16 protein-coding genes are annotated in these 19620 nt (G+C 72.2%); 9 read left to right on the top strand and 7 right to left on the bottom strand.

Annotated elements, in window-relative coordinates; all coding sequences use genetic code 11:
- Positions 1–10: 10 nt before the first annotated feature.
- Positions 11–313, top strand: a complete 303-nt coding sequence (locus ABZ810_RS21685; RefSeq protein WP_358405696.1) for a hypothetical protein — start codon at positions 11–13, stop codon at positions 311–313.
- On the opposite strand, the gene ABZ810_RS21690 is transcribed toward ABZ810_RS21685, so the two are convergent.
- The 3 genes from ABZ810_RS21690 to ABZ810_RS21700 are packed head-to-tail and all read right to left on the bottom strand — an operon-like array spanning position 272 to position 5274.
- Entirely contained in the window at positions 272–1786 is a 1515-nt protein-coding gene (locus ABZ810_RS21690; protein ID WP_358405698.1) for a phospholipid carrier-dependent glycosyltransferase, read from the bottom strand. The two genes, ABZ810_RS21685 and ABZ810_RS21690, sit on opposite strands and share 42 nt — an antisense overlap.
- Positions 1783–3453, bottom strand: coding sequence for a hypothetical protein (locus tag ABZ810_RS21695; RefSeq protein WP_358405700.1), 1671 nt, complete (start codon positions 3451–3453; stop codon positions 1783–1785). The genes ABZ810_RS21690 and ABZ810_RS21695 overlap by 4 nt, the downstream gene beginning before the upstream one ends.
- Before the next feature lie 6 nt (positions 3454–3459).
- Positions 3460–5274: a hypothetical protein gene (locus ABZ810_RS21700; protein ID WP_358405701.1), complete on the bottom strand. Its 1815-nt coding sequence runs from the start codon at positions 5272–5274 to the stop codon at positions 3460–3462.
- Positions 5275–5584: 310 nt separating this feature from the next.
- Between ABZ810_RS21700 and ABZ810_RS21705 the strand changes: the two genes are divergently transcribed.
- Positions 5585–6877, top strand: coding sequence for a glycosyltransferase family 2 protein (locus ABZ810_RS21705; RefSeq protein ID WP_358405703.1), 1293 nt, complete (start codon positions 5585–5587; stop codon positions 6875–6877).
- Positions 6878–7066: 189 nt separating this feature from the next.
- Positions 7067–8848, top strand: coding sequence for a hypothetical protein (locus tag ABZ810_RS21710; RefSeq protein WP_358405705.1), 1782 nt, complete (start codon positions 7067–7069; stop codon positions 8846–8848).
- Positions 8849–8884: 36 nt separating this feature from the next.
- On the opposite strand, the gene ABZ810_RS21715 is transcribed toward ABZ810_RS21710, so the two are convergent.
- Positions 8885–10474: a glycosyltransferase family 39 protein gene (locus ABZ810_RS21715; RefSeq protein WP_358405707.1), complete on the bottom strand. Its 1590-nt coding sequence runs from the start codon at positions 10472–10474 to the stop codon at positions 8885–8887.
- Between the two features lie 93 nt (positions 10475–10567).
- Here ABZ810_RS21715 and metG point away from each other — a divergent pair, with 93 nt between their 5' ends.
- On the top strand, positions 10568–12364 hold the full coding sequence (gene metG / locus ABZ810_RS21720) for a methionine--tRNA ligase (RefSeq protein WP_358405709.1): 1797 nt from the start codon (positions 10568–10570) through the stop codon (positions 12362–12364).
- Positions 12361–13188 (top strand): TatD family hydrolase, encoded by an 828-nt coding sequence (locus ABZ810_RS21725; protein ID WP_358405712.1) that lies wholly within the window; start codon positions 12361–12363, stop codon positions 13186–13188. The genes metG and ABZ810_RS21725 overlap by 4 nt, the downstream gene beginning before the upstream one ends.
- Positions 13189–13197: 9 nt before the next feature.
- Here ABZ810_RS21725 and ABZ810_RS21730 read toward each other — a convergent pair whose 3' ends face one another.
- Together ABZ810_RS21730 and ABZ810_RS21735 are read right to left on the bottom strand one after the other, a co-directional pair.
- Positions 13198–14142: a hypothetical protein gene (locus ABZ810_RS21730; RefSeq protein WP_358405714.1), complete on the bottom strand. Its 945-nt coding sequence runs from the start codon at positions 14140–14142 to the stop codon at positions 13198–13200.
- A gap of 57 nt (positions 14143–14199) precedes the next feature.
- Positions 14200–14961 (bottom strand): class I SAM-dependent methyltransferase, encoded by a 762-nt coding sequence (locus tag ABZ810_RS21735; protein WP_358405716.1) that lies wholly within the window; start codon positions 14959–14961, stop codon positions 14200–14202.
- 78 nt (positions 14962–15039) lie between these two features.
- Between ABZ810_RS21735 and ABZ810_RS21740 the strand changes: the two genes are divergently transcribed.
- The gene (locus ABZ810_RS21740; RefSeq protein ID WP_358405718.1) at positions 15040–15534 is read left to right on the top strand and encodes a hypothetical protein; all 495 of its coding nucleotides are present in this window, start codon (positions 15040–15042) and stop codon (positions 15532–15534) included.
- Between the two features lie 139 nt (positions 15535–15673).
- Here ABZ810_RS21740 and ABZ810_RS21745 read toward each other — a convergent pair whose 3' ends face one another.
- Entirely contained in the window at positions 15674–16510 is an 837-nt protein-coding gene (locus ABZ810_RS21745) for an MOSC N-terminal beta barrel domain-containing protein (protein ID WP_358405720.1), read from the bottom strand.
- Between the two features lie 197 nt (positions 16511–16707).
- On the opposite strand from ABZ810_RS21745, the gene ABZ810_RS21750 reads away from it, so the two are divergent.
- From ABZ810_RS21750 to ABZ810_RS21760, 3 genes are read left to right on the top strand one after another with little or no spacing between them, the layout of a single operon-like run.
- Positions 16708–17505: a transglycosylase family protein gene (locus tag ABZ810_RS21750; protein ID WP_358405723.1), complete on the top strand. Its 798-nt coding sequence runs from the start codon at positions 16708–16710 to the stop codon at positions 17503–17505.
- A gap of 21 nt (positions 17506–17526) precedes the next feature.
- Positions 17527–18540 carry a 16S rRNA (adenine(1518)-N(6)/adenine(1519)-N(6))-dimethyltransferase RsmA gene (gene rsmA, locus ABZ810_RS21755; protein WP_358406269.1) on the top strand — a complete coding sequence of 338 codons (1014 nt, stop codon included), beginning with the start codon at positions 17527–17529 and terminating at the stop codon, positions 18538–18540.
- Positions 18485–19585, top strand: coding sequence for a hypothetical protein (locus ABZ810_RS21760; protein WP_358406271.1), 1101 nt, complete (start codon positions 18485–18487; stop codon positions 19583–19585). Before rsmA ends, ABZ810_RS21760 begins: the two co-directional genes overlap by 56 nt.
- The last annotated feature ends 35 nt before the right edge of the window (positions 19586–19620 follow it).

Here is a 19620-nt window from a genome sequence, read left to right on the forward strand (position 1 = left end):
GGTGGGGACCGTGCGCGATGCATGGTCGAGCCACGAGGCCTGGGTCTACGAATGCCTGTGCTGCTTCACGACCTGGGAAGAACAGTTCGAGGTGCGGCACACCGCCGACGGGCACGGTGGGGAGGCGGTGGTGTACGAGCACGACGGGCACCGCTGCACGACACCCTGGACCGACCACGTCTGCCCCAACTGCGAGAGCCAGAACGTGAAGGCGTTCTCCACTCCCTGGGGCAAGCGGGCCGACGTGCCCAGGACGCGCACCGGCGACGACCTAGAGCTGGTGTTCCGGCTCCGCCGCCTGCACGCCTGGTAGGGGACGTTCGCCGGGCTCCTCCGGGCCGGCCTCCGCACGCCTGAAGGCCAGCCCGGCGGCCAGGCACGCCAGGGGCACCGCGGCGAGCACGTACCGGTAGTCGAAGTCGACGGTGACCGGCGGCACCGCCAGCAGCGCCGCCGCGGCCGCCCACGGCAGCAGCACGCGCGGAGCCTCCGGCGTGCCGCCGAGGCGGCCACGGCCTGGCTCGGAGCGGGCACCGCGGCGGCGCCACCAGACGGCGACCGGCAGCAGCAGGACGCCCCCCAGCACGATCCCGGGCAGGGCGGCCACCTTCTGGTAGCCGCGCATGATCGAGGCGTACGGCTCGACGACGGTGGTGCGCGCGTCGCCGCCTTCGTACGCCGAGGACACCGACGCCGGATCGCCGCCCCCGTACACCGGCCAGGCCGGCATCGGCTGCGCCCGTTCCTGGAACGTGTAGAGGTCGGCGACGTACTTCGACGGGTACGGGGCGCGCGTCAGGAAGAACGTCCGGACGAACACGTCGTAGGCGACGGTCCTCACGTAGTCCAGCGGCTGCGCCTTGATCGCCTCCAGCGCGAACGCCTGCGCGCGGTCGTTGGTCTCGGGGTCGAAGACCTCGCCGTACCGGAACCCGGTCGGCGACTCCTTCCCCCAGACCTGGCTGGACGAGGCGGCGCGCTCGCCGGGCTCGCCCGGCGGGCAGAACGCGGCCAGGTCGGGCGGCGGGTCGATCTTCGAGCACTCGGCGAACGCCGCCGTGCGCCCCCACAGGAACACGCCGTCGGTGCGGGACATCGCGAACTGCCCGTTCACCGACTGGAACCACGCCGCGTACGCCACCAGCGGCACCAGCCCGGTGACGGCCACCACGCCGACGCGCCGCCATCCCGCCCGCCACAGGGTCAGCACGGCGAGCGTGATCAGCAGCACCGGCAGCCCGATCGTGCGGGTCAGCGTGGCCGCGGACAGCAGCAGGCCCGCGGCCGCGCACCACCAGGACGAGGGGGCGCGCCGCTCCCGCGGCCACAACACGACGGTGAGGGCGGCGACCACCAGGAACGCGAACAGCGTGTCGGACAGCGCGAGCTGCTCGAGCTGGATCTGGTAGGCGTCCAGGAGCACCGGCACGGCGGCCAGCGTCGCGCCCCATCCCGGCAGCCCGTACCGCCGCAGCAGCACGTAGATCATGACGCCGATGCCGAGGCCCATGAGGTGCTGGAGGCCCGCCACCAAAGTGAGGCTGTGGAACGGCTTCAGCAGCCACAGGAAGATCCCGTAACCGATCGGCCGGATCGGGTGGGGGAACGGCGTCAGCGCCAGGCGGACGTAGTCGTAGCTGTCGTTGAACCACAGGACCGGCGGATGACCGGCCATCGTGATGACGCGCAGCGCCGCCGCCACGCCGAGCACGGCGAGGAACGCGCGGTGGCCGCGCAGGCGCCGGGCCCGGTCGAGCCACCGGGACCCCTGAAGCCGCCGGCTCATGGAACGAGGACCCTGCCGGGAAGGCCGCCTCCCGTGTCGTCCGGCTGCGGGCCCGCCGGGCCCGCCGGGGCCGGGGTGGGCTCGGGGCGGCGCGGCCGGCGCAGGCCGCGGAGCCGGTCACGGACGTCGGGCGAGCACGCGATCGCCGCCGCGACGCAGGCCAGCGGCACCGCGGGCAGCACGTAGCGGTAGTCGAACTCGGCGGTCGCGGCGGGCGCCAGCAGCAGCCCGGTGGCCAGCGACCAGGGGAGCAGCGCGGCGGCGCCGTCGCGGTTGACGCCGGCGGCCGGTCCGCCCCGCCGCCACGAGCGCCAGGGCCGCCACGCCGCGCCGATGCCGGCCAGGCCGATCAGAAGGAGCACGCCGACCATGGTGCCCCGCAGGTAGAAGATGTCCTGGTAGACGCGCAGGAACCCGGCGAACGGCTCGACGGCGTGCGGGCGGACCCGGCCGTTCTCGTAGCGGACCGCCTCGTCGACCGTGCGGCCCTGCATCCACTTGGGCATGTCGCTGGTGCGGGTGCCGAACTCGTACTGCTGGTAGGTGGCCTGGTCGGGGAAGACGGTGCGCTCCCAGGCGAAGACGCGGAGGAAGTCCTTGGCCACGACCCGGCCGTAGTCGTCGGGCTGCGCGATGATCACGCGCTTGGCGAAGTCGTTGGCGGTGTCGTTGGTCTCGGGGCTGAACTTCTTGCCGGTGTAGCGGGCCAGCGGCGAGCCGGCGTTCCAGATCCCGTCCTGGGAGTTGGGCAGCCGGTTGGCCAGCTCGGTGCAGAGCGGCATCTCCTCGACCGGCAGGTTTTTGATCTTGTGGCAGTCGGCGAACTTGTAGACCCGCGCGTACAGGAAGATCCCGTTGCTCTCGGTCATCGCGAACTTGCCGTGGTCGACCTTGTACCAGCCCATGTAGGCGATGACCGGCAACACCGCGGCGGCCAGCATCACCATGATCATGCGGCGGTCGGCCCGCCGGAGCAGCATGAAGCCCAGCAGGCCGAGCAGCACCAGCAGGCCGACCGAGCGGGTCAGCCAGGCCAGCCCGGCCAGCAGGCCGAGCGCGGCCGACAACCGCCAGGTGAGCGTGTCGTGCCACAGCAGCAGGAAGACCGCGCTGACGGCCAGGAAGGTGAACATGGTGTCCGACAGCACCAGGTGCTCGAGCTGGATCTGGTACGCGTCGAACAACACCGGGACGGCGGCCAGCGTCGCGCCCCAGCGCGGCAGCCGGAACCGCCGCCGCACCAGCGCGTAGATCATCGCCCCCATGGCCAGCCCCATGAGGTGCTGGACGGCCGTCACCAGGGCGAAGCTGTGGAAGGGGCGCAGGATCAGCAGCAGGAAGGCGTAGCCGTCCGGGCGCAGCGGGTGCGGGTGCGGCCGCACCGCCACGTGCACGTAGTCGTAGCTGTCGTTGAAGAACAGGGCCGGCTGGTAGCCGATCATCGCGACGAGCCGGATCAGCGCGGCGACGCCGAGCACCACGACGAACCCGCGGTGCCCGTACCAGGCGCGCGCGGCCAGCCGCGACGCCCTGCGGCGGAGGGTCGGCGGCGTCACCCGGTCGCGGGCGGCGCGGCGGCGGGCGGCGAGCCGGCGGGGGAATCGCCCGGCGAGGAGGTCACGGGGCAGGCGTCCGGCGTTCCGCCGCAGATCGCTGAGGGTCCGCACGGGACATCACTCGCTGGAGGCCGGCGCGAGGACCTTGACCTCGACGGCGGGCGCCGGCCCGCCGCTCCCGTCACCGGCGCCGGGCCCGTCGCCACCGCCGCCACCCTTGCCGCCGTCACCGTCGCCGTCGCCGTCGGACTCCCGGCGCCACCGGTTGAGGGCGGCGAACTTGGCGCGGACGGCCGGCGAGAAGGTGATGCCCGCGGCGATCGCCGCCAGCGGGATCGACGGCAGCACGTAGCGGTAGTCGAACTCGGCGGTGGCGGCCGGCGCGAGGAGCAGGCCGGTCGCCAGCGTCCAGGGCAGCAGCGCCGCCCCGCCGGGCCTGCCCGCGCCGAACCACTCGCGCGGACGCCACATCGCGAGGATGCCGGCCAGGCCGATCAGCAGCAGGACGCCGACCATGGTGCCGCGCAGGTAGAAGACGTCCTGGTAGGCGCGCATGATCCCGGCGAACGGCTCCACGACCTTGGTGCGGGCGCGGCCGTTCTCGTAGGCGACCGCCTCGCCCGCGGCGGTGTACTCGTCGTCCAGCCGCCATTCGGGGAGCGGCCGGGAGGTCTTGCCGAACTCGTACTGCTCGTAGGTCGACTGGTCGGGGAAGACGGTGCGGTCCCACCGGAAGACCCGGAAGAAGTCGCCCGCCACGACGCGGGCGTAGTCGTCGGGCTGCGCCATGATCGCGCGCTTGGAGAAGTCGTTGGCGACGGCGTTCTGCTCGCGGTCGAACTTGTAGCCGACGTAGCGGTTGAGCGGCGAGGCGGCGTCCCAGATGCCGTCCTGGGAGTTGGGCAGCCGGTTGACCTGCTCGGTGCACAGCGGCATCTCGACCACCGGCAGGTTTTTGATCTTGTGGCAGTCGGCGAACTTGTAGACCCGCGCGTACAGGAAGATCCCGTTGCTCTCGGTCATCGCGAACTTGCCGTGGTCGACCTTGTACCAGCCCATGTACGCGACGATCGGCAACATGCAGGTCGCCAGCATCACCGCGATCGTGCGCCAGCCGGTGCGCTTGATGAGCATGAACGCCAGGACGCCCAGCAGGACGGGGAGGCCGACCGAGCGGGTCAGCCAGCTGAGCGCGATGATCAGGCCGAGCGCGGCCGAGAGCCGCCAGGTGAGGGTGTCGTTCCAGAGCAGCAGCGTGACCGCCGAGATCACCAGGAACGTGAAGAGGGTGTCGGAGAGCACGAGCTGCTCGAGCTGGATCTGGTAGGCGTCCAGCAGCACCGGGGCGGCGGCCAGCGCGGCGCCCCAGCCGGGCAGCCCGAACCGCCGCCGCAGCAGGGCGTAGATCATCACGCCCATGGCCAGGCCCATGAGGTGCTGGATGCCCACCACCAGGGCGAAGCTGTGGAAGGGCCGCAGGATCAGCAGCAGGAACGAGTAGCCGTCGGGCCGCAGCGGGTGCGGGTAGGGCTTCATCGCCACGTGCAGGTAGTCGAACGTGTCGTTGAAGTACATCGCCGGCTGGTAGCCGATCATCGCGCAGATCCGCAGCAGGGCCGCTGTCGCGAGAATCACAGTAAAGATCGGGTGACGGCGCGCCCTGGCCCGCGTCCGGCGGGCGGTGCCGAGGGAGGCCCCGCGCAGGCGGCGGCCGATCTCCGCGGCGCCGGGCCGGCGGCCGGGAGGGCCCGACGACGCGGGTTCGCCGGCGCCCGCCTCCTCGGTCGGGGCGGGCGTCTCGGTGGTCGTTCCGGCGGTGGTCCCGGTGGTCGTGGTGGCGGTGGCCGTGGCGGACTTGGCGGTGCTTTGACCGGCGGTTTCACCGGATCTGACGTCCTGTAGCACGGCGTGGTGCGACGCATCCCCCGTCACAGCCGTGCCTCCTCCCGTGAACGCGGCCCCCGAATCGGAGGCTCTGGACTTTTTGGCACCCGTCAACGCCGACCCAACCTTTCCGGGCCGCGGAGCCCTTATGCTTGACGTCCTAGCTTGCCGTCCGCGGCCTCTGTGAAGAGGGTTTTCGGGTTGCGAACACGCAACACACTCCAAAACGCCCTTGTGCGGAGTGGCGCGTCACCCGTCTCCGGCAGGCGCCTTGGGTGAGGACGGGCCGCCCAGCGGAACACAACGAGACTAGTTGAAAATACCGCAGACGGTCACGAGCGGTAGCGAAGGAGCTCGCGTGGAACTCTCCGTAGTGATGCCATGCCTGAACGAAGCCGAGACGGTCGAGACTTGCGTTCGCAAGACGATCGAATTCTTCGAGAAGAACGGCATCGACGGCGAGGTCGTCATCGCCGACAACGGCAGCACCGACGGCAGCCAGCAGCTGGCCCGCGACGCGGGCGCCCGCGTCGTGCCCGTCCTCGAAAAGGGCTACGGCAACGCCCTCATGGGCGGCATCCGCGCCGCCCAGGGCAAGTACGTGGCGATGGGAGACGCGGACGACTCCTACGACTTCGCCACCCTCGGCCCCTTCCTGGAGGAGCTGCGCGACGGCGCCGACCTGGTCATGGGCAACCGGTTCCAGGGCGGCATCGCGCCCGGCGCGATGCCGGCGCTGCACCGCTACCTGGGCAACCCGGTGCTGAGCTTCGTCGGCCGGCTGTTCTTCGGCAGCAAGATCGGCGACTTCCACTGCGGGCTGCGCGCCTTCAACAAGGAGTCGATCCTGCGGCTCGGCCTGCAGACCGGCGGCATGGAGTTCGCGAGCGAGATGGTGGTCAAGGCCACCCTCGCCAAGTACGACATCCGGGAACGCCCGACCACGCTGTCGCCCGACGGCCGGACGCGCGCCCCGCACCTCAACACCTGGCGCGACGGCTGGCGCCACCTGCGCTTCCTCATGCTCTACAGCCCGCGCTGGCTGTTCCTCATCCCCGGCCTGATCTTCATGACGGTGGGCCTGGCCGCCGGGATCGCGCTGTCGTTCGGCCCGGTGCGGGTCGGCGAGATCGCGTTCGACGTCGACACCCTGGTCGGCGCGGGCGCCGCGCTGGTGATCGGCTTCCAGGCGGTGCTGTTCGCGCTGCTGACCAAGGTGTACGCCATGCAGGAGGGATTCCTGCCGCATGATCCACGCGTCAAGAGGATCATCGACTGGTGGAGCCTGGAGCGCGGTCTCCTGCTCGGCGGCCTGCTGGCCGTGGCCGGTCTCGGCGGCCTGGTCGCCTCGCTCATGCACTGGCAGGTCAACAGCTTCGGCGAGCTCGACCCGCGCAAGTCGCTGCGCATGGTCGTCCCGGCGGCCACCGCACTGGTGATGAGCCTCCAGGCGATCTTCGCCTCGCTGTTCGTCAGCATCCTGGGCATCCGCCGCCGCCAGCACCCGCCGCTCAGCGACCCGGCCGAGGAGGCCGCGGGCGTGGTCGACGCCGCCGCCCACCGGGCCGCCCGCGAGGCCGAGGAGAGCGCCGCCGCGGCCGTCCTGGCCGCCGAGCCCGAGGCCGGCGCGACGGCGACGACGACCGAGTAAGGCCTGCGGAGAAGCCCGAGGAGACGTCCGGAGCCCCGCTTCGGGACGTGCGGGGCGGAGGCTCGGCGAGCCTGAGAACTTGCTGAACGTTTCCGCCCCGCCCGCGTGAGCATTCGCTGAGCTGTGACAAGCTGTCACAGCGATGGATCTCCTGCTTGTGACCGAAGGCCCGATGCTGCCCGGCCGCGTATGAGTTCGTCCTCCCCGCCGGTCTCGGTAGCCCGCCCACCCGCCCACCCCACCCGCCGCGGCCCGCTGCGCACCGAGCGCCTCCACCGGCGATGGGGTCTGCTCCTGTTGCTGGGGTGGCTGGTCCAGGTCGCGGTGCGGCTGTGGTTCGCCGCGGGGCAGAACGTGCCGATCGCCACACCCGACGAGACGGGATACCTGTTCGCCGCCCGGGTGCTCACCGGGGGACCCGACGCCGACCTGTCGTTCGGCACCGTCTACCGGGGCGGCTACCCCTTGCTGATCCTCCCGGCCTTCTGGCTGTCGGAGGACCCGGAGACGGTCCACCAGATCGCCCTGGTCGTCAACGCCCTGATCAGCGCGCTGACGTTGCCGCTGGCCTACGGCCTGCTGCGCCGGCTGGCGATGTCCCGGCGCCGCTCGTACGCGATCGCGACGGCCACCGCCCTGCTGCCCGCGGTGGTGTTCTACTCCGAGTTCGTCCTGACCGACGCCGTCATGCCGGTGCTCGTCCTGGCCTGGCTGCTGCTGGCGCACTCCTGGCTGGTCAGCAAGGCCTCCCCGCTCCGCGTCACCGCGTACGGGTCGGGCGCCGGGGTGATCGCCGCGTACGCCTACTCCTGCCACACCCGCGGGCTGATCGTGCTGCTGGTGCACGGCGGCCTGCTCGCCGTCGCCGCGGTCGCGCGCTGGCGGCCGCGCTGGTCGATCGCCGTCGCGGCCGCCGCCACCGCCGCGACCGCCGGCGCGGGCATGCTGCTCAACCGCGCCCTGCTCCCGCACCTGTACCCCGACGGCGACAACCATCTCAGCGCGAACGTGGCCGAGCGCCTCACCTCGCTGGACGGATGGGGCTGGACCCTGGGGCTCGGCACCGGGCAGGCCTGGTACCAGATCGTGGCGACCGGCGGCCTGGCCGGCATCGGCCTGATCGCGGTGATCGCGGCGGCCGTGCGGCGCGGGACGCCGGGCCGGGTGCGCGTGCTGGCCATCGCCCTGGTCGCGGCCTGGGCCGGGATCGCGCTGGCCTCGTCGGCGGCCCTGCCCGACGAGAACCGGATCGGCAACTACGTCTACGGCCGCTACCTGGCCTGCCTCACCCCGGTGTTCTTCGCGCTGGGCGCCGCCGTGCTGCTCAAGGCCTCCCGCCGCACCGCGGTGATCGCGTCCGCGACGGTCGCGGCGGCGGCGGTCGTCCTCGCGGTCATCGTCGACCTGTACGCGGGCGACCGGCTGAGCCACTACGAGTTCACGCTCTACGACTTCCCCGAGTCGGCCTTCCTCACCTGGGACTGGGAGAGCTTCCACCTCTGGCGGGCCACGCTGGCCGGGCTGGCCATCCTCGGGCTGTGCCTGGGCGCGGCGCTGCTGCCCAAGCAGCCGCGCCACCGGACGGCCCTGCTCACGGGGTTCCTGGCGGCGGTCCAGCTCGCCGCGGTCACCGCGTCCATCACGCAGATCGCGCGGCCGCTGGCCCGTGAGATCACCGCCAACGCCGACATCCGTGACGTGATCAAGGCCGACACGCGTCCCGCCGTGGCGATCGACTGGAACATTCCGTGGAAGCTCCGGATGCAGCAGGTGCACTGGATCTGGTGGACCGAGATCGAGATCTTCGACAGCCGCTGGGTCCAGCCGCCGGTCGGCGTCGACCGGGTGCTGATGGTCTGGCCGGAGGGACGGCCGCCCGCCGCGTCGTGGCCCAAGGCGCCGGCCGGCTGGAAGGTCGTGCAGAGCCGCCGCGGCCCCGAGGGCGACTGGGTCGCCTGGTCGATCGACTGACGCCGGTGCGATCGGCGCACGCCGGCCGGCGCCGGGTCAGCGGGTGTAGTCCCAGATCTCCAGGACGCCGTCGGACGAACGCCAGAGCCGCCGCCAGCCGGTGTCGGGGGCGAGCCGCACGCCACCGGCGATCTGGTACTCCTGGCCGCGCCACCGGGTGAACAACATCGGGGTCTCGTACGCCGCCGACGGCAGCGCCGCGATGTCGTGCGGGAAATCGCGGATCTCGCCGTCCCACGACCGTTCGCCCCAGGGGGAGCGGGTGTAGAAGGTGAGCGTCTGCGCCAGCCGCCGGTCGGCGGCCAGCACCGGCAGGTCGTCCCGGCCGTCCAGCCAGACCCGCAGCTCGTTCCACGCCTTGTCGCGCGGCAGGGACGGGACCTCCCGCACGGCCGTCACGACGTACGCCGCCGCGACGGCGGCCATCACCGCGGCGACCGCCGCGCGGCCCCGCGGCCGGGCCCGCAGGCCCGGGGCGAACCGGCGCGCCAGCAGGATCACCGAGCCGAAGCCGCCCGCCAGCAGCGCGGGCATGACGGCGAACCAGTAACGCGGCAGCCAGGCGCGCAGCGAGATGTCCTGGGGATCCAGCACGCCCGCCAGGAGCGTCAGCGGCACCGCCAGGCTCAGGAACCACACCAGCGTGAGGGCCAGCCGGCGGTCCCGGGTGACGACCAGGCCGACGACCACGAGCACCGCCGCCAGGACGAAGACGACGCCCATCCAGTGCCAGTCGTCCATCGCGCGGTAGAACGAGTTGAGGGCGAGCATCCGCGTCACGTGGTCGCGGGACAGGCCGCCGTGGCTCGCCGCCGACATCAGGCCGGCCATCGGGTCGCCCCACACGATCGCGTTGTGGACCAGGTTGGCCACCAGGATGGCGACCATGGGCGCCGCGACCGTGACGTTCCGCCGCCAGGGGATCCGCAGCAGCCACAGGTAGACCGGGATCACGAAGAACAGGAACGCCAGGAACTCCCGCACCAGGAACGCCGAGCCGAAGCACGCGCCGGCGGCCAGCAGGAAGTGCGTCTGGGCACGATCCGTCCGCCGGGACGCCACCACCAGCGCCGCCATCCCGATGGCGTACAGGCCGGCGCCCGGCATGTCCGGCAACATCACGCCGAACGACCAGGTGACCTCCTGGCCGTAGGGGTTGCTCTGGGTGAAGAACGGGTGCGCCAGCAGGACGAGCACGGACGCCAGCCCGGCCAGGTCGCCGAACAGCGACCGCACGACCAGGTAGCAGCCCACGAAGAAGACGCAGCCCGCCAGCGCGGTGATCACGAAGTAGGCGGCCTGGCCCTCGCCCAGCAGCTCCTGGACCGCCCTGGCCGGCAACACCAGGCCCAGCCGGGTCACCTGGTGCGGGACCTCGACGAACGGCCACTGCGCCAGCGGGACGTCCGGCCAGCGCCGGGCCGCCTCCCACACGTAGTACGGGTCGAAGTACAGCGGCGGCGTCATGATCACCCACTGCACGAGCACCGTGGCCGCGGCCACCAGCGCCGACAACCCCACGACGCGGCGCCGGAGCAGCGGCCGCCGCGGCCTGGCGGGCGCGGGGGGATCCGCCGCGCCGTTCTGGTTCGGGGCCTCGGACGGGTGCACGGGGACGACGGCCATGACCGTCGAATCTACGTGATCCGAGGTCCTGCCGCAGACGGAGGCCCCGATATCGGTTCGAGGGCGGGTCGTGTGCCCTCTACCCTTGACTTCATGTCCTCGTCGAGCCGACACATCCTGACCGCGCCCGCCTGGCCGTACGCCAACGGGCCCCGTCACATCGGGCACGTCTCCGGATTCGCGCTGCCCGCCGACATGTTCAGCCGCTACCAGCGGATGGCGGGCAACAAGGTCCTGATGGTCAGCGGCACCGACGAGCACGGCACGCCGATCCAGGTGCAGGCCGACAAGGAGGGCGTCAGCGCGCGCGAGCTCGCCGACCGTTACAACCGGGTGATCGCCGAGGACCTGCTCGGCCTCGGCATGTCCTACGACCTGTTCACCCGCACCACCACGCACAACCACTACGCCGTGGTGCAGGAGCTCTTCAAGGGGCTCTACGACAACGGCTACGTCTTCCCCAAGACGACGATGGGCGCGATCTCGCCGTCCACCGGCCGCACGCTGCCCGACCGCTACATCGAGGGCACCTGCCCGATCTGCGGCTACGACGGCGCGCGCGGCGACCAGTGCGACAACTGCGGCAACCAGCTCGACCCGATCGACCTGATCAACCCGGTCAGCCGGATCAACGGCGAGACGCCGAAGTTCGTCGAGACCGAGCACTTCATGCTCGACCTGCCCGCGTTCACCGAGGTGCTCGGCCGCTACCTGCGCTCCAAGCAGGGCGACTGGCGGCCCAACGTGCTCAAGTTCGCGCTCAACCTGCTCGACGACCTGCAGCCGCGGGCGATCAGCCGCGACCTCGACTGGGGCGTGCCGATCCCGCTGGACGGCTGGCGCGACAACCCCGGCAAGAAGTTGTACGTGTGGTTCGACGCCGTGGTCGGCTACTTCTCCGCCTCGGTCGAGTGGGCGCGCCGGTCCGGCGACCCCGAGGCCTGGCGGGCCTGGTGGCAGGACCCCGAGGCCCTCACCTACTACTTCATGGGCAAGGACAACATCGTCTTCCACGCCGAGATCTGGCCGGCGATGCTCTACGGCTACGGCGGCCAGGGCGACAAGGGCGGCACGCCCGGGTCGCTCGGCGCGCTGCGGGTGCCCGACGAGGTCGTGTCGTCGGAGTTCCTCACGATGGAGGGGCGCAAGTTCTCCTCGTCGCGGCAGGTCGTCATCTACGTGAAGGACTTCCTGGAGCGCTACGACGTCGACGCGCTGCGCTACTACATCGCGATCGCCGGCCCGGAGAACCAGGACACCGACTTCACCTGGCAGCACTTCCGTGAGCGCAACAACAACGAGCTGGTCGCCCAGTGGGGCAACCTGGTCAACCGGTCGGTCAACATGGCCGCCAAGGACTACGGCGCGATCCCCGAGGCCGTCGACCTGACCGACGCCGACCGGGCGCTGCTGGAGCGCTCGAGGGCGGGCTTCGCCGCGGTGGGCGCCGAGCTGGGCCGCTCGCGGTTCAAGAACGCGGTCACCGAGGCGTTCGACGTCGTCCGCGAGGCCAACGGCTACCTGTCCGCGCAGGAGCCGTGGAAGATCAAGGACGACCCGGTGCGCAAGGGCACCGTCCTGCACGTCGCGCTCCAGGTTGTCGACGACGCCAAGTCGCTGCTCACCCCGTTCCTGCCGAGCTCCTCGCAGAAGGTGTTCGAGATGCTCGGCGGCGAGGGCGAGTGGAGCGGCGTGCCGCGCCTGGAGACCGTCTCCGAGGAGGGCGGCCCCGACTACCCGATCCTCACCGGCGACTACGACACCCAGGCGGTGTGGGAGTCGCGTCCGATCAGGGCCGGAGCGCCGCTGGTGAAGCCGACGCCGCTCTTCAAGAAGCTCGACGAGTCGATCGTCGACGAGGAGCTGGCGCGGCTGGAGGAAGGCCGATGAGCGGAGAGGAGCAGGGCGGGCTGGCCTCCCGCGCCGTCCCGCCCCTGCCCGACCCGCTGCCGGTCGACGTCTTCGACAGCCACTGCCACCTCGACATCGTCGAGACGCCGGTGACCGAGCAGGTCGCGGCGGCGAGGGCGGCCGGCGTCACCCGCATCGTCACCATCGGCTGCGACCTGCCGTCGTCCCGCTGGGCCGCCGAGACCGCGGTCGAGCACGACAACGTCTACGCGGCGGTGGCGATCCACCCCAACGAGACCACCGACGTCGACGAGGCCGTCCTCGCCGACATCGGCCGGCTCGCCGAGCAGCCGCGGGTCCGGGCGATCGGCGAGACCGGCCTCGACTACTACCGCGACTGGGCGCCCAAGGACGACCAGCACCGCTCGTTCCGCGCCCACATCGAGATCGCCAAGCGCAGCGGCAAGGCCCTGGTCATCCACGACCGGGACGCGCACGACGACGTGCTGAGCATCCTGCGGGAGGAGGGCGCCCCCGACAGGGTCGTCTTCCACTGCTTCTCGGGCGATGGCGACATGGCCAAGGTCTGCGCCGACCGCGGTTACGTGATGAGCTTCGCCGGCAACGTCACGTTCAAGAACGCCGAGCCGCTGCGCGACGCGCTGCGGGCGGCGCCGCTCGACCTGATCCTGGTCGAGACCGACGCCCCGTTCCTCACCCCGATCCCGCACCGCGGCAAGCCCAACGCCTCCTACCTCGTCCCGCACACCGTGCGCTTCATGGCCGAGGTCAAGGGCGTCGAGGTCGCCGACCTGTGCACCGCCATCGCCGCCACCGGCGAACGCGTCTTCGGCCCCTGGTAGGTCCGGCCGTCACGGCTGCATGAGCTGGAACCAGGCGACGTTCAGGGCCACGGCGAGACCGAGGTCGCGGAGGTCGTCGGGCGCTCCGTCGTCCAGGTGCAGCACCCAGTCGCGGTACTGAAGCCGGGCCAGCGTGCCCACCTTGTCACCGTCCCGGTTCCGGATGGTCAGCGTCCAGACGGAGTTCACCGACTCGGAGACGAACGAGCCCGTGGGACGGCCGAGGCGGTCCACGACGGCGCCTCCGGGAGGTCTTCCGGGGGCCTGCTGGAGCACGGCGCGGGCGGAGCCGTCGGCCGCGAGGAGACACAGGTCGGGTGCGTTCTTGGAGCCGCCGCGCCGCTGGACGGCGAACAGCGGTGCGTTCTCCGCGTCGGTGATCGCCATGAACTCGCGCCCCCGGCGGGCCGTCTGGGTCCTGAATCCGGGGGTGTCCTCCTGGACGGGAAGCCGGTCGGGGAGGTCGTCCGGCCGGTACCCGGGCGGCTGTTCGGACCAGCCGGCGCGCAGCACTCCCCGGCCGTCCGGCCCCGTGATCCGCATGTGCCGGATCCGCCACACCGTCCCGTGCCCGGCATCGAGGAGGCCCTTCGCGGTCCGGCGTGAGCGACGGCCGGAGAGCCGGAGCGCCGCGGTGAGCGAGCCGACGGCCGCCAGAGTGGCCGCCGGACCGATGAAGAGGAGCAGCCCCGAATAGTCGCCGACCTCCTGGACACCACCGAGGGGGGTGACGCGGACGTCGATCTCCTCCCGGTCGTCGCGGAACCCGGAGACGCTTCCGTTGCCCTGCCGGCCGTCCGCCGTTCGCCAGGTGACCTCGCAGCTCGACGAGCCCCGCCTGCCGCTGTTACAGCTCTCCACCCGGGCGACGGCCCGATCGTCCTTCAGGTAGACGTAGGTGACGTACAGCGGCCAGGAGTTGAGCGCTAAGAGGAACAGGGCCCCGAGCCCCACCACGAGAGTCGATCTCACTGTCATGGGGCCTTGGACGCCTGATCGGGGAAAGCGGTTTCAGGCCGGTCTGCGGGCCTCGATGAGGAAGCGCGTGGTGGTGGCGGTGAACGGGCCGCCGGACTCGATCGTGTCGTGCAGGTCCCGGAGCCGGTCACGATGGCGCTCGACGGTGAAGCCGGGGACCATCCAGATCACCTTGCGCAGGAAGTAGACCACGGCGCCGATGTCGTGGAACTCGGTGCGCAACGACGCGGTCTGGAGGTCGACGACCTCCAGACCCGCCGCCTCGGCCGCGGCGCGGGCGTCGTCGGGGCGGCGCGAACGGCGGGTCTCCTCGTCCAGCGGGCCGAGGAAGAACTCGACCAGTTCGAAGACGCTCGCCGGGCCGACCTGCTGGGAGAAGTAGGTGCCGCCGGGCTGGAGCACGCGGGCGATCTCGGCCCACCAGGTCGTGACGGGGTGCCGGCTGACGACCAGGTCGAACGTCGCGTCGGCGAACGGCAGCGGTGGCTCGTCCTCGTCCCTGACGACCGCCACGCCGCGCGGGCGCAGCAGTGCGGTGGCCTTGGCGAGGTTGGGCGGCCAGGATTCGGTGGCGACGGTGAGGACGGGAAGCTCGGGGGCCTCGTTCAGCACCTCGCCGCCCCCGGTCTGGACGTCCAGCGCGGCGGTCGCGCGAGCCAGCCGTGCGGCCATCGCCCGCGCGTAACCCCACGGCGGGCGTTCCTCGGTGGCGCGCCCGTCCAGCCAGGAGAAGTCCCAGCCGTCCACGGACGCCGCCTCGGCCTCGGCCACCAGATCCTCGAACGAACGCCCCATGAGGCGCATCGTGGCACGGGACGCCGGATGATCGGGAATCCGGGGCCCGGTTCGGGTGATCTTGTTAGGGTCCGCGCCATGGCGACCGGAGACGAGGCAACGCCCGCGGCGGGCGCCGCGCGGTTGTGGGCGCGGCCCGCGGTGGGATGGCGGCTAGCCGCTCTCGTCCTCGCCGGGCTGCCGCAGTTCCTGCTGGCCCCGTGGCCGCTGCGGGACACGGGAGACGCCTTCGACGGACTCGACGGACTCGACGGACTCGACGGCGTCAGGACGTCGGAGGCCGTCGACACGTCGGTGGCCGTCGCGGTCGTGAAGAGCGATCCCGCCGAGGACTGGCTCGACTACCTCGCCACCTCGGGCCTGGTGCTGCTCGTGCTGGCGGTGGCGTTCATGCTGCCGGGGACGGCGGGGCGGCGGGCGACGTTCGGTGCGCTCTGGCTGCTGGCCGCGCTGGGCGTGCTCGCCGGATTCCTGGCGAGCGGGCCGCTCCTGGCGTACTGCGTGTTCTACGTCGCGGCGGCCGGGGTGCTGGCCGTCGCGGGCGTGCGAACGGGCCTGTCGTCGCGCGCCTAGGTGTCGCCTAGGTGTCGCCTAGGTGTAGTGCCTGGATGACTCCAGGTGATCGCTGACCCGGGTCAGGAGGGCCTTCAGCGTGGTCATCCGGGCGCGCGGCCCTGCCGCAGGTCAGGCCTCGGCCAGAGGAGGAGCTCGGTCAGAGGAGGGAGACGGTGTCGCCCTGCCGGACCCGCCCCGGCCGCACGACCTCGGCGTAGGCGCCCGCGCAGGCGCTCGGCCCGAGGCCTTCGAGCGGCTCCATCCGGTTGTCCCGCGCCGGTACGCGGAGGGCGTCCGGATCGCGGGGGAGGTCGCCATGCTCGAGCGTGGGGACCGCGCACCTGGGCGTGGGGAACAGCCCCCGCAGCACCACCTCGTCGCCGATCGCCAGCTCCCGACCCTTCCAGCCGTTCTCACCGTACGCCGGGCCCGCCGTCTCGATGATCAGGTTGGGCCGGTAGCGGGCCGGTTCGACGACGCCGTGCGGGCTCGCCGCGCCGATGGCCGCCAGGGTCGCGGTGCCGATCAGGTGGACCGGCGCGAAGTCCACGAAACCACCGGGCGGGGCGCCCAGCCCGATCGTGATCTCCTCCGCGCCGACCTCCGCGGTGACCCCGGCGGCGAGCACCTCCTCGGGGACAGACCGGTCGAGCGTGGCGGCCGAGGGCGGGGTGCCGGTCAGCGTGACCGCGCGCCCGAGGAACGCCGACAGCGCCTCGTCGGTGCCCGCCTCCTCGTCGGCCACGGTGGTGCCGTCGGGGAGCGTGATCTGGACGGTGCCGTTCCGGAGGGTCGCGGACATGGTGAGCAGGGCCCGCCACAGGCGCGGGTTCTTGGCGCTGGCGATCTTTCCCGTCTCGCGGTCGACGAGCGCCCGCACCCGGTCGCCGGCGATGCCCCGGGGCGAGACGTCCGCCGCCGTGACCTCCTCGCCGAGCATCGACTTGACCGGATGGCGGCGCAGTGCCGCCACCGTGCCGAGGGTCGTCGTCATGCGGTTCCTCCCGTGGGCGCGCCCTCCCATGATCCACCAAACCGGTGCGCGCCCCCATCCGGCCGGGATGGTCCGGCGGCGCGGGCGGTGGAGCACATCGGGCGTTGAGGTGGCGGGAGGAGGCTCCGGGGCTCTAGGGTCTGGGGCCGTTGAGCAGGGCACCCCCGGGCCCTGCCGGCGATGTCCTGGAGGGCACCGTGCGTTCCACACCCCCCGCGCTCGCCTTGCTGCTCGTCGCCGGCCTGCTGGCCGCCGGTTGCGGCGGCGGCGCGAAGGCCGACTCGCAGCGGCGGCCCGTCGCGGACGCGCCCAAGGCGAGCGCCCCGCCGCCGCGCAAGGTCCTGCTCGTGGTGGACGGCAAGCGGACCTCCGCGATGACGACGGGCGCGACCGTGCAGGAGGTGCTCGCGCAGGCGCAGGTGCAGCTCGGGCAGCACCACCTGGTCAAGCCGCCCCTCACCGCGCCCGCGACGTCCGTGCAGGTGATCCGGGTACTGCGGCTGCTGTCGGCGCCGGTCACCCGGACCGTGAAGACGCCGCCGCCGGTCGTCAAGAAGAAGAACGCCAAACTGCCGCCGTGGAGCCAGAAGGTGCTCCGCAAGGGCCGTCCCGGCGTCAAGGTCGTGCAGATCGCCTGGGTCAAGCGGCGCGGCAAGAAGGTCAAGCTCGTCGTCGACCAGACGGTCAGGCGCAAGCCGGTCGCCCAGATCATCGCGGTCGGCCCGCAGTCGGCCTCGGCCGGCTCCGCCGCCCGGCTCAACTGGAAGGGCCTGGCCAACTGCGAGTCCAACGGCAACCCCAAGGCGGTCAACCCGGCGGGCTACTACGGGCTCTACCAGTTCTCGCTGCCGTCGTGGTCGTCGGTGGGCGGCTCCGGCAGGCCGAGCGACGCGAGCCCGGCCGAGCAGACCTACCGCGCCCAGCTCCTCTACAACCGGGTGAACGGGCGCTGGCAGGGCCAGTGGCCGCACTGCGGGAAGTTCCTCTTCTCCTGAGACACTGGACCGGTGGGGGACATCAAGGACACGCACGCCCTGCTCGGGCCGGCCGACGTACGTGAGCTGGCCGGCCGGCTGGGCATCCGCCCGACCAAGGCGCTCGGGCAGAACTTCGTCATCGACGCCAACACGGTGCGGCGGATCGTCCGCGCCGCCGAGCTCCGGCCCGACGACGTCGTCATCGAGGTCGGGCCCGGCCTGGGCTCGCTCACCCTCGCGCTGCTGCCCGAGGCCCGCCGCGTCGTCGCCGTCGAGATCGACCCGGCGCTCGCGGCGGAGCTTCCGGCGACCGCCGAGCGGCGCGCCCCGGGGCTCGCCGGACGCCTGGAGGTCGTGCACGCCGACGCGCTGCGCGTCCGCGCGTCCGACCTGCCGGGGCCCGCGCCCACGGCGCTGGTCGCCAACCTGCCCTACAACGTGGCGGTCCCGGTCGTGCTGCACCTGCTCGCCGAGCTGCCGTCGCTGCGCCGCGTCCTGGTCATGGTGCAGGCCGAGGTCGCCGACCGGATGGTGGCGGCGCCCGGCGGCAAGATCTACGGGGTGCCGTCGGTCAAGCTCGCCTGGTACGGCGACGCGCGCCGGGCCGGGCCGGTCGGCCGGGCGGTGTTCTGGCCGGTGCCGAACGTGGACTCGGGGCTGGTCGCGTTCACCCGCGGTGACCCGCCGGTCACGACCGCGAGCCGCGACGAGGTCTTCGCTGTGATCGATGCCGCATTCGCCCAGCGCCGCAAGACGCTGCGTGCCGCGCTGGCAGGCTGGGCGGGCTCGGCCGCGGAGGCGGAACGGGCGTTGCGCGCCGCCGGAATCGACCCCCGGGCCCGGGGCGAGGTGCTGGACGTGGCCTCATTTGCCCGCATTGCCAAGTATGGTCCTGGGGGCGCAAAGGATCAGAGTGAGGCGGAGGATCATGCTGAAGGGGCGTTCGCGGGCGGCCAGGACGGCCAGGCCCGCGGCGAAGGCCATGATGCCCGCGGCGATGGCGTTGACCGCGACGGCGGCGGTGGCCGCGCTGGTGGCGGCCGGCTGCAGTAACGGCGCCACCGCCACGCCGAAGATCACGGTCACCGCGCGGGCGGGCGTGGCGCCCACGCCGCCGGCGCAGGGCGCCTACTTCGGAGCCTGGGTGCCGCCGCTCCTGGCCTCCTCGTACACCGCGCCCCCCGGTAAGACCCCCGCCAGCCCCAAGCCCTCCGCGTCGGTCTCCCCGCCCGTCGGCGACGAGCCGCCCGAGCGCACCTCCGACGAGCAGACCGAGGCCAAGGACGGCGTCACCGCGCTGACCGGGTTCGAACGCGATCTCGGCCGCAAGGTCGACATCGTGCAGACCTACCACGGCTGGAAGACCCCCTTCCCGCGCAAGGTCGACGCCGAGCTGCTGTCGAGCGGGTCCCGCACGCTGCTGATGACCTGGTCCGGCACCGACACCCGCGAGATCGCGAACGGCCGGCACGACGCGTTCGTCCGGGAACGGGCCCGGGCCATCAAGGCCACCGGCAAGCCGATCTTCCTGCGCTGGCAGCGCGACATGGACAAGTCCGGCCTGCGCGACATGAAGATCCACTCCGCGGCGGACTACGTCGCGGCGTGGAAGCACCTGCGCGCGATCTTCAAGCAGGAGCGGGTCGACAACGTCGCCTGGGTCTGGTGCCCGACGGCGCGCGGCTTCGCCTCGGAGGCCGCGCAGCCCTTCTACCCCGGCGACGACCAGGTCGACTGGATCTGCGTCGACGCCCAGCCCGGCGCCGACTACGAGTACCGGGACCTGTCGGAGACGCTGAAGCCGTTCATGGAATGGGCCGCCAAGCACCCCAAGCCGATCATGGTCGCCGAGTTCGGGGTGCCGAAGTCGTACACGACGCGGCGGGCCGAATGGTTGCGCAAGGCCGCCCAGACCCTGCAGAACCCGCAGATCAAGGCCGTCGTCTACTTCAACTCCGACGAGCTGGCGCAGGACGTGCGCGACCGCCGCAGCAAGTTCGAGGTGACCGGTGACCGCGAGGCCGTCTCGGCGCTGCGCGAGTTCGCCACCACCCCGTTCTTCAACCCCCGCAACCTCCCGGTGACCAGCGGGGGCTGACCGCCGCGCCGGGGGCCGGTCGCGGCCCGCGGCCG

Origin of the sequence: Spirillospora sp. NPDC047279 (assembly GCF_040643285.1) — a bacterium.
Lineage (GTDB): Bacteria > Actinomycetota > Actinomycetes > Streptosporangiales > Streptosporangiaceae > Spirillospora.

Bases quoted from the DNA above. Each gene is read 5' to 3' on its own strand.
- metG (WP_358405709.1), top strand. From the start codon at position 10,568: ATGTCCTCGTCGAGCCGACACATCCTGACCGCGCCCGCCTGGCCGTAC.
- ABZ810_RS21715 (WP_358405707.1), bottom strand. From the start codon at position 10,474: ATGGCCGTCGTCCCCGTGCACCCGTCCGAGGCCCCGAACCAGAACGGC.
- ABZ810_RS21745 (WP_358405720.1), bottom strand. From the start codon at position 16,510: ATGACGACGACCCTCGGCACGGTGGCGGCACTGCGCCGCCATCCGGTC.
- ABZ810_RS21740 (WP_358405718.1), top strand. From the start codon at position 15,040: ATGGCGACCGGAGACGAGGCAACGCCCGCGGCGGGCGCCGCGCGGTTG.
- ABZ810_RS21760 (WP_358406271.1), top strand. From the start codon at position 18,485: ATGGCGTTGACCGCGACGGCGGCGGTGGCCGCGCTGGTGGCGGCCGGC.
- ABZ810_RS21735 (WP_358405716.1), bottom strand. From the start codon at position 14,961: ATGGGGCGTTCGTTCGAGGATCTGGTGGCCGAGGCCGAGGCGGCGTCC.
- ABZ810_RS21690 (WP_358405698.1), bottom strand. From the start codon at position 1,786: ATGAGCCGGCGGCTTCAGGGGTCCCGGTGGCTCGACCGGGCCCGGCGC.
- ABZ810_RS21710 (WP_358405705.1), top strand. From the start codon at position 7,067: ATGAGTTCGTCCTCCCCGCCGGTCTCGGTAGCCCGCCCACCCGCCCAC.
- ABZ810_RS21725 (WP_358405712.1), top strand. From the start codon at position 12,361: ATGAGCGGAGAGGAGCAGGGCGGGCTGGCCTCCCGCGCCGTCCCGCCC.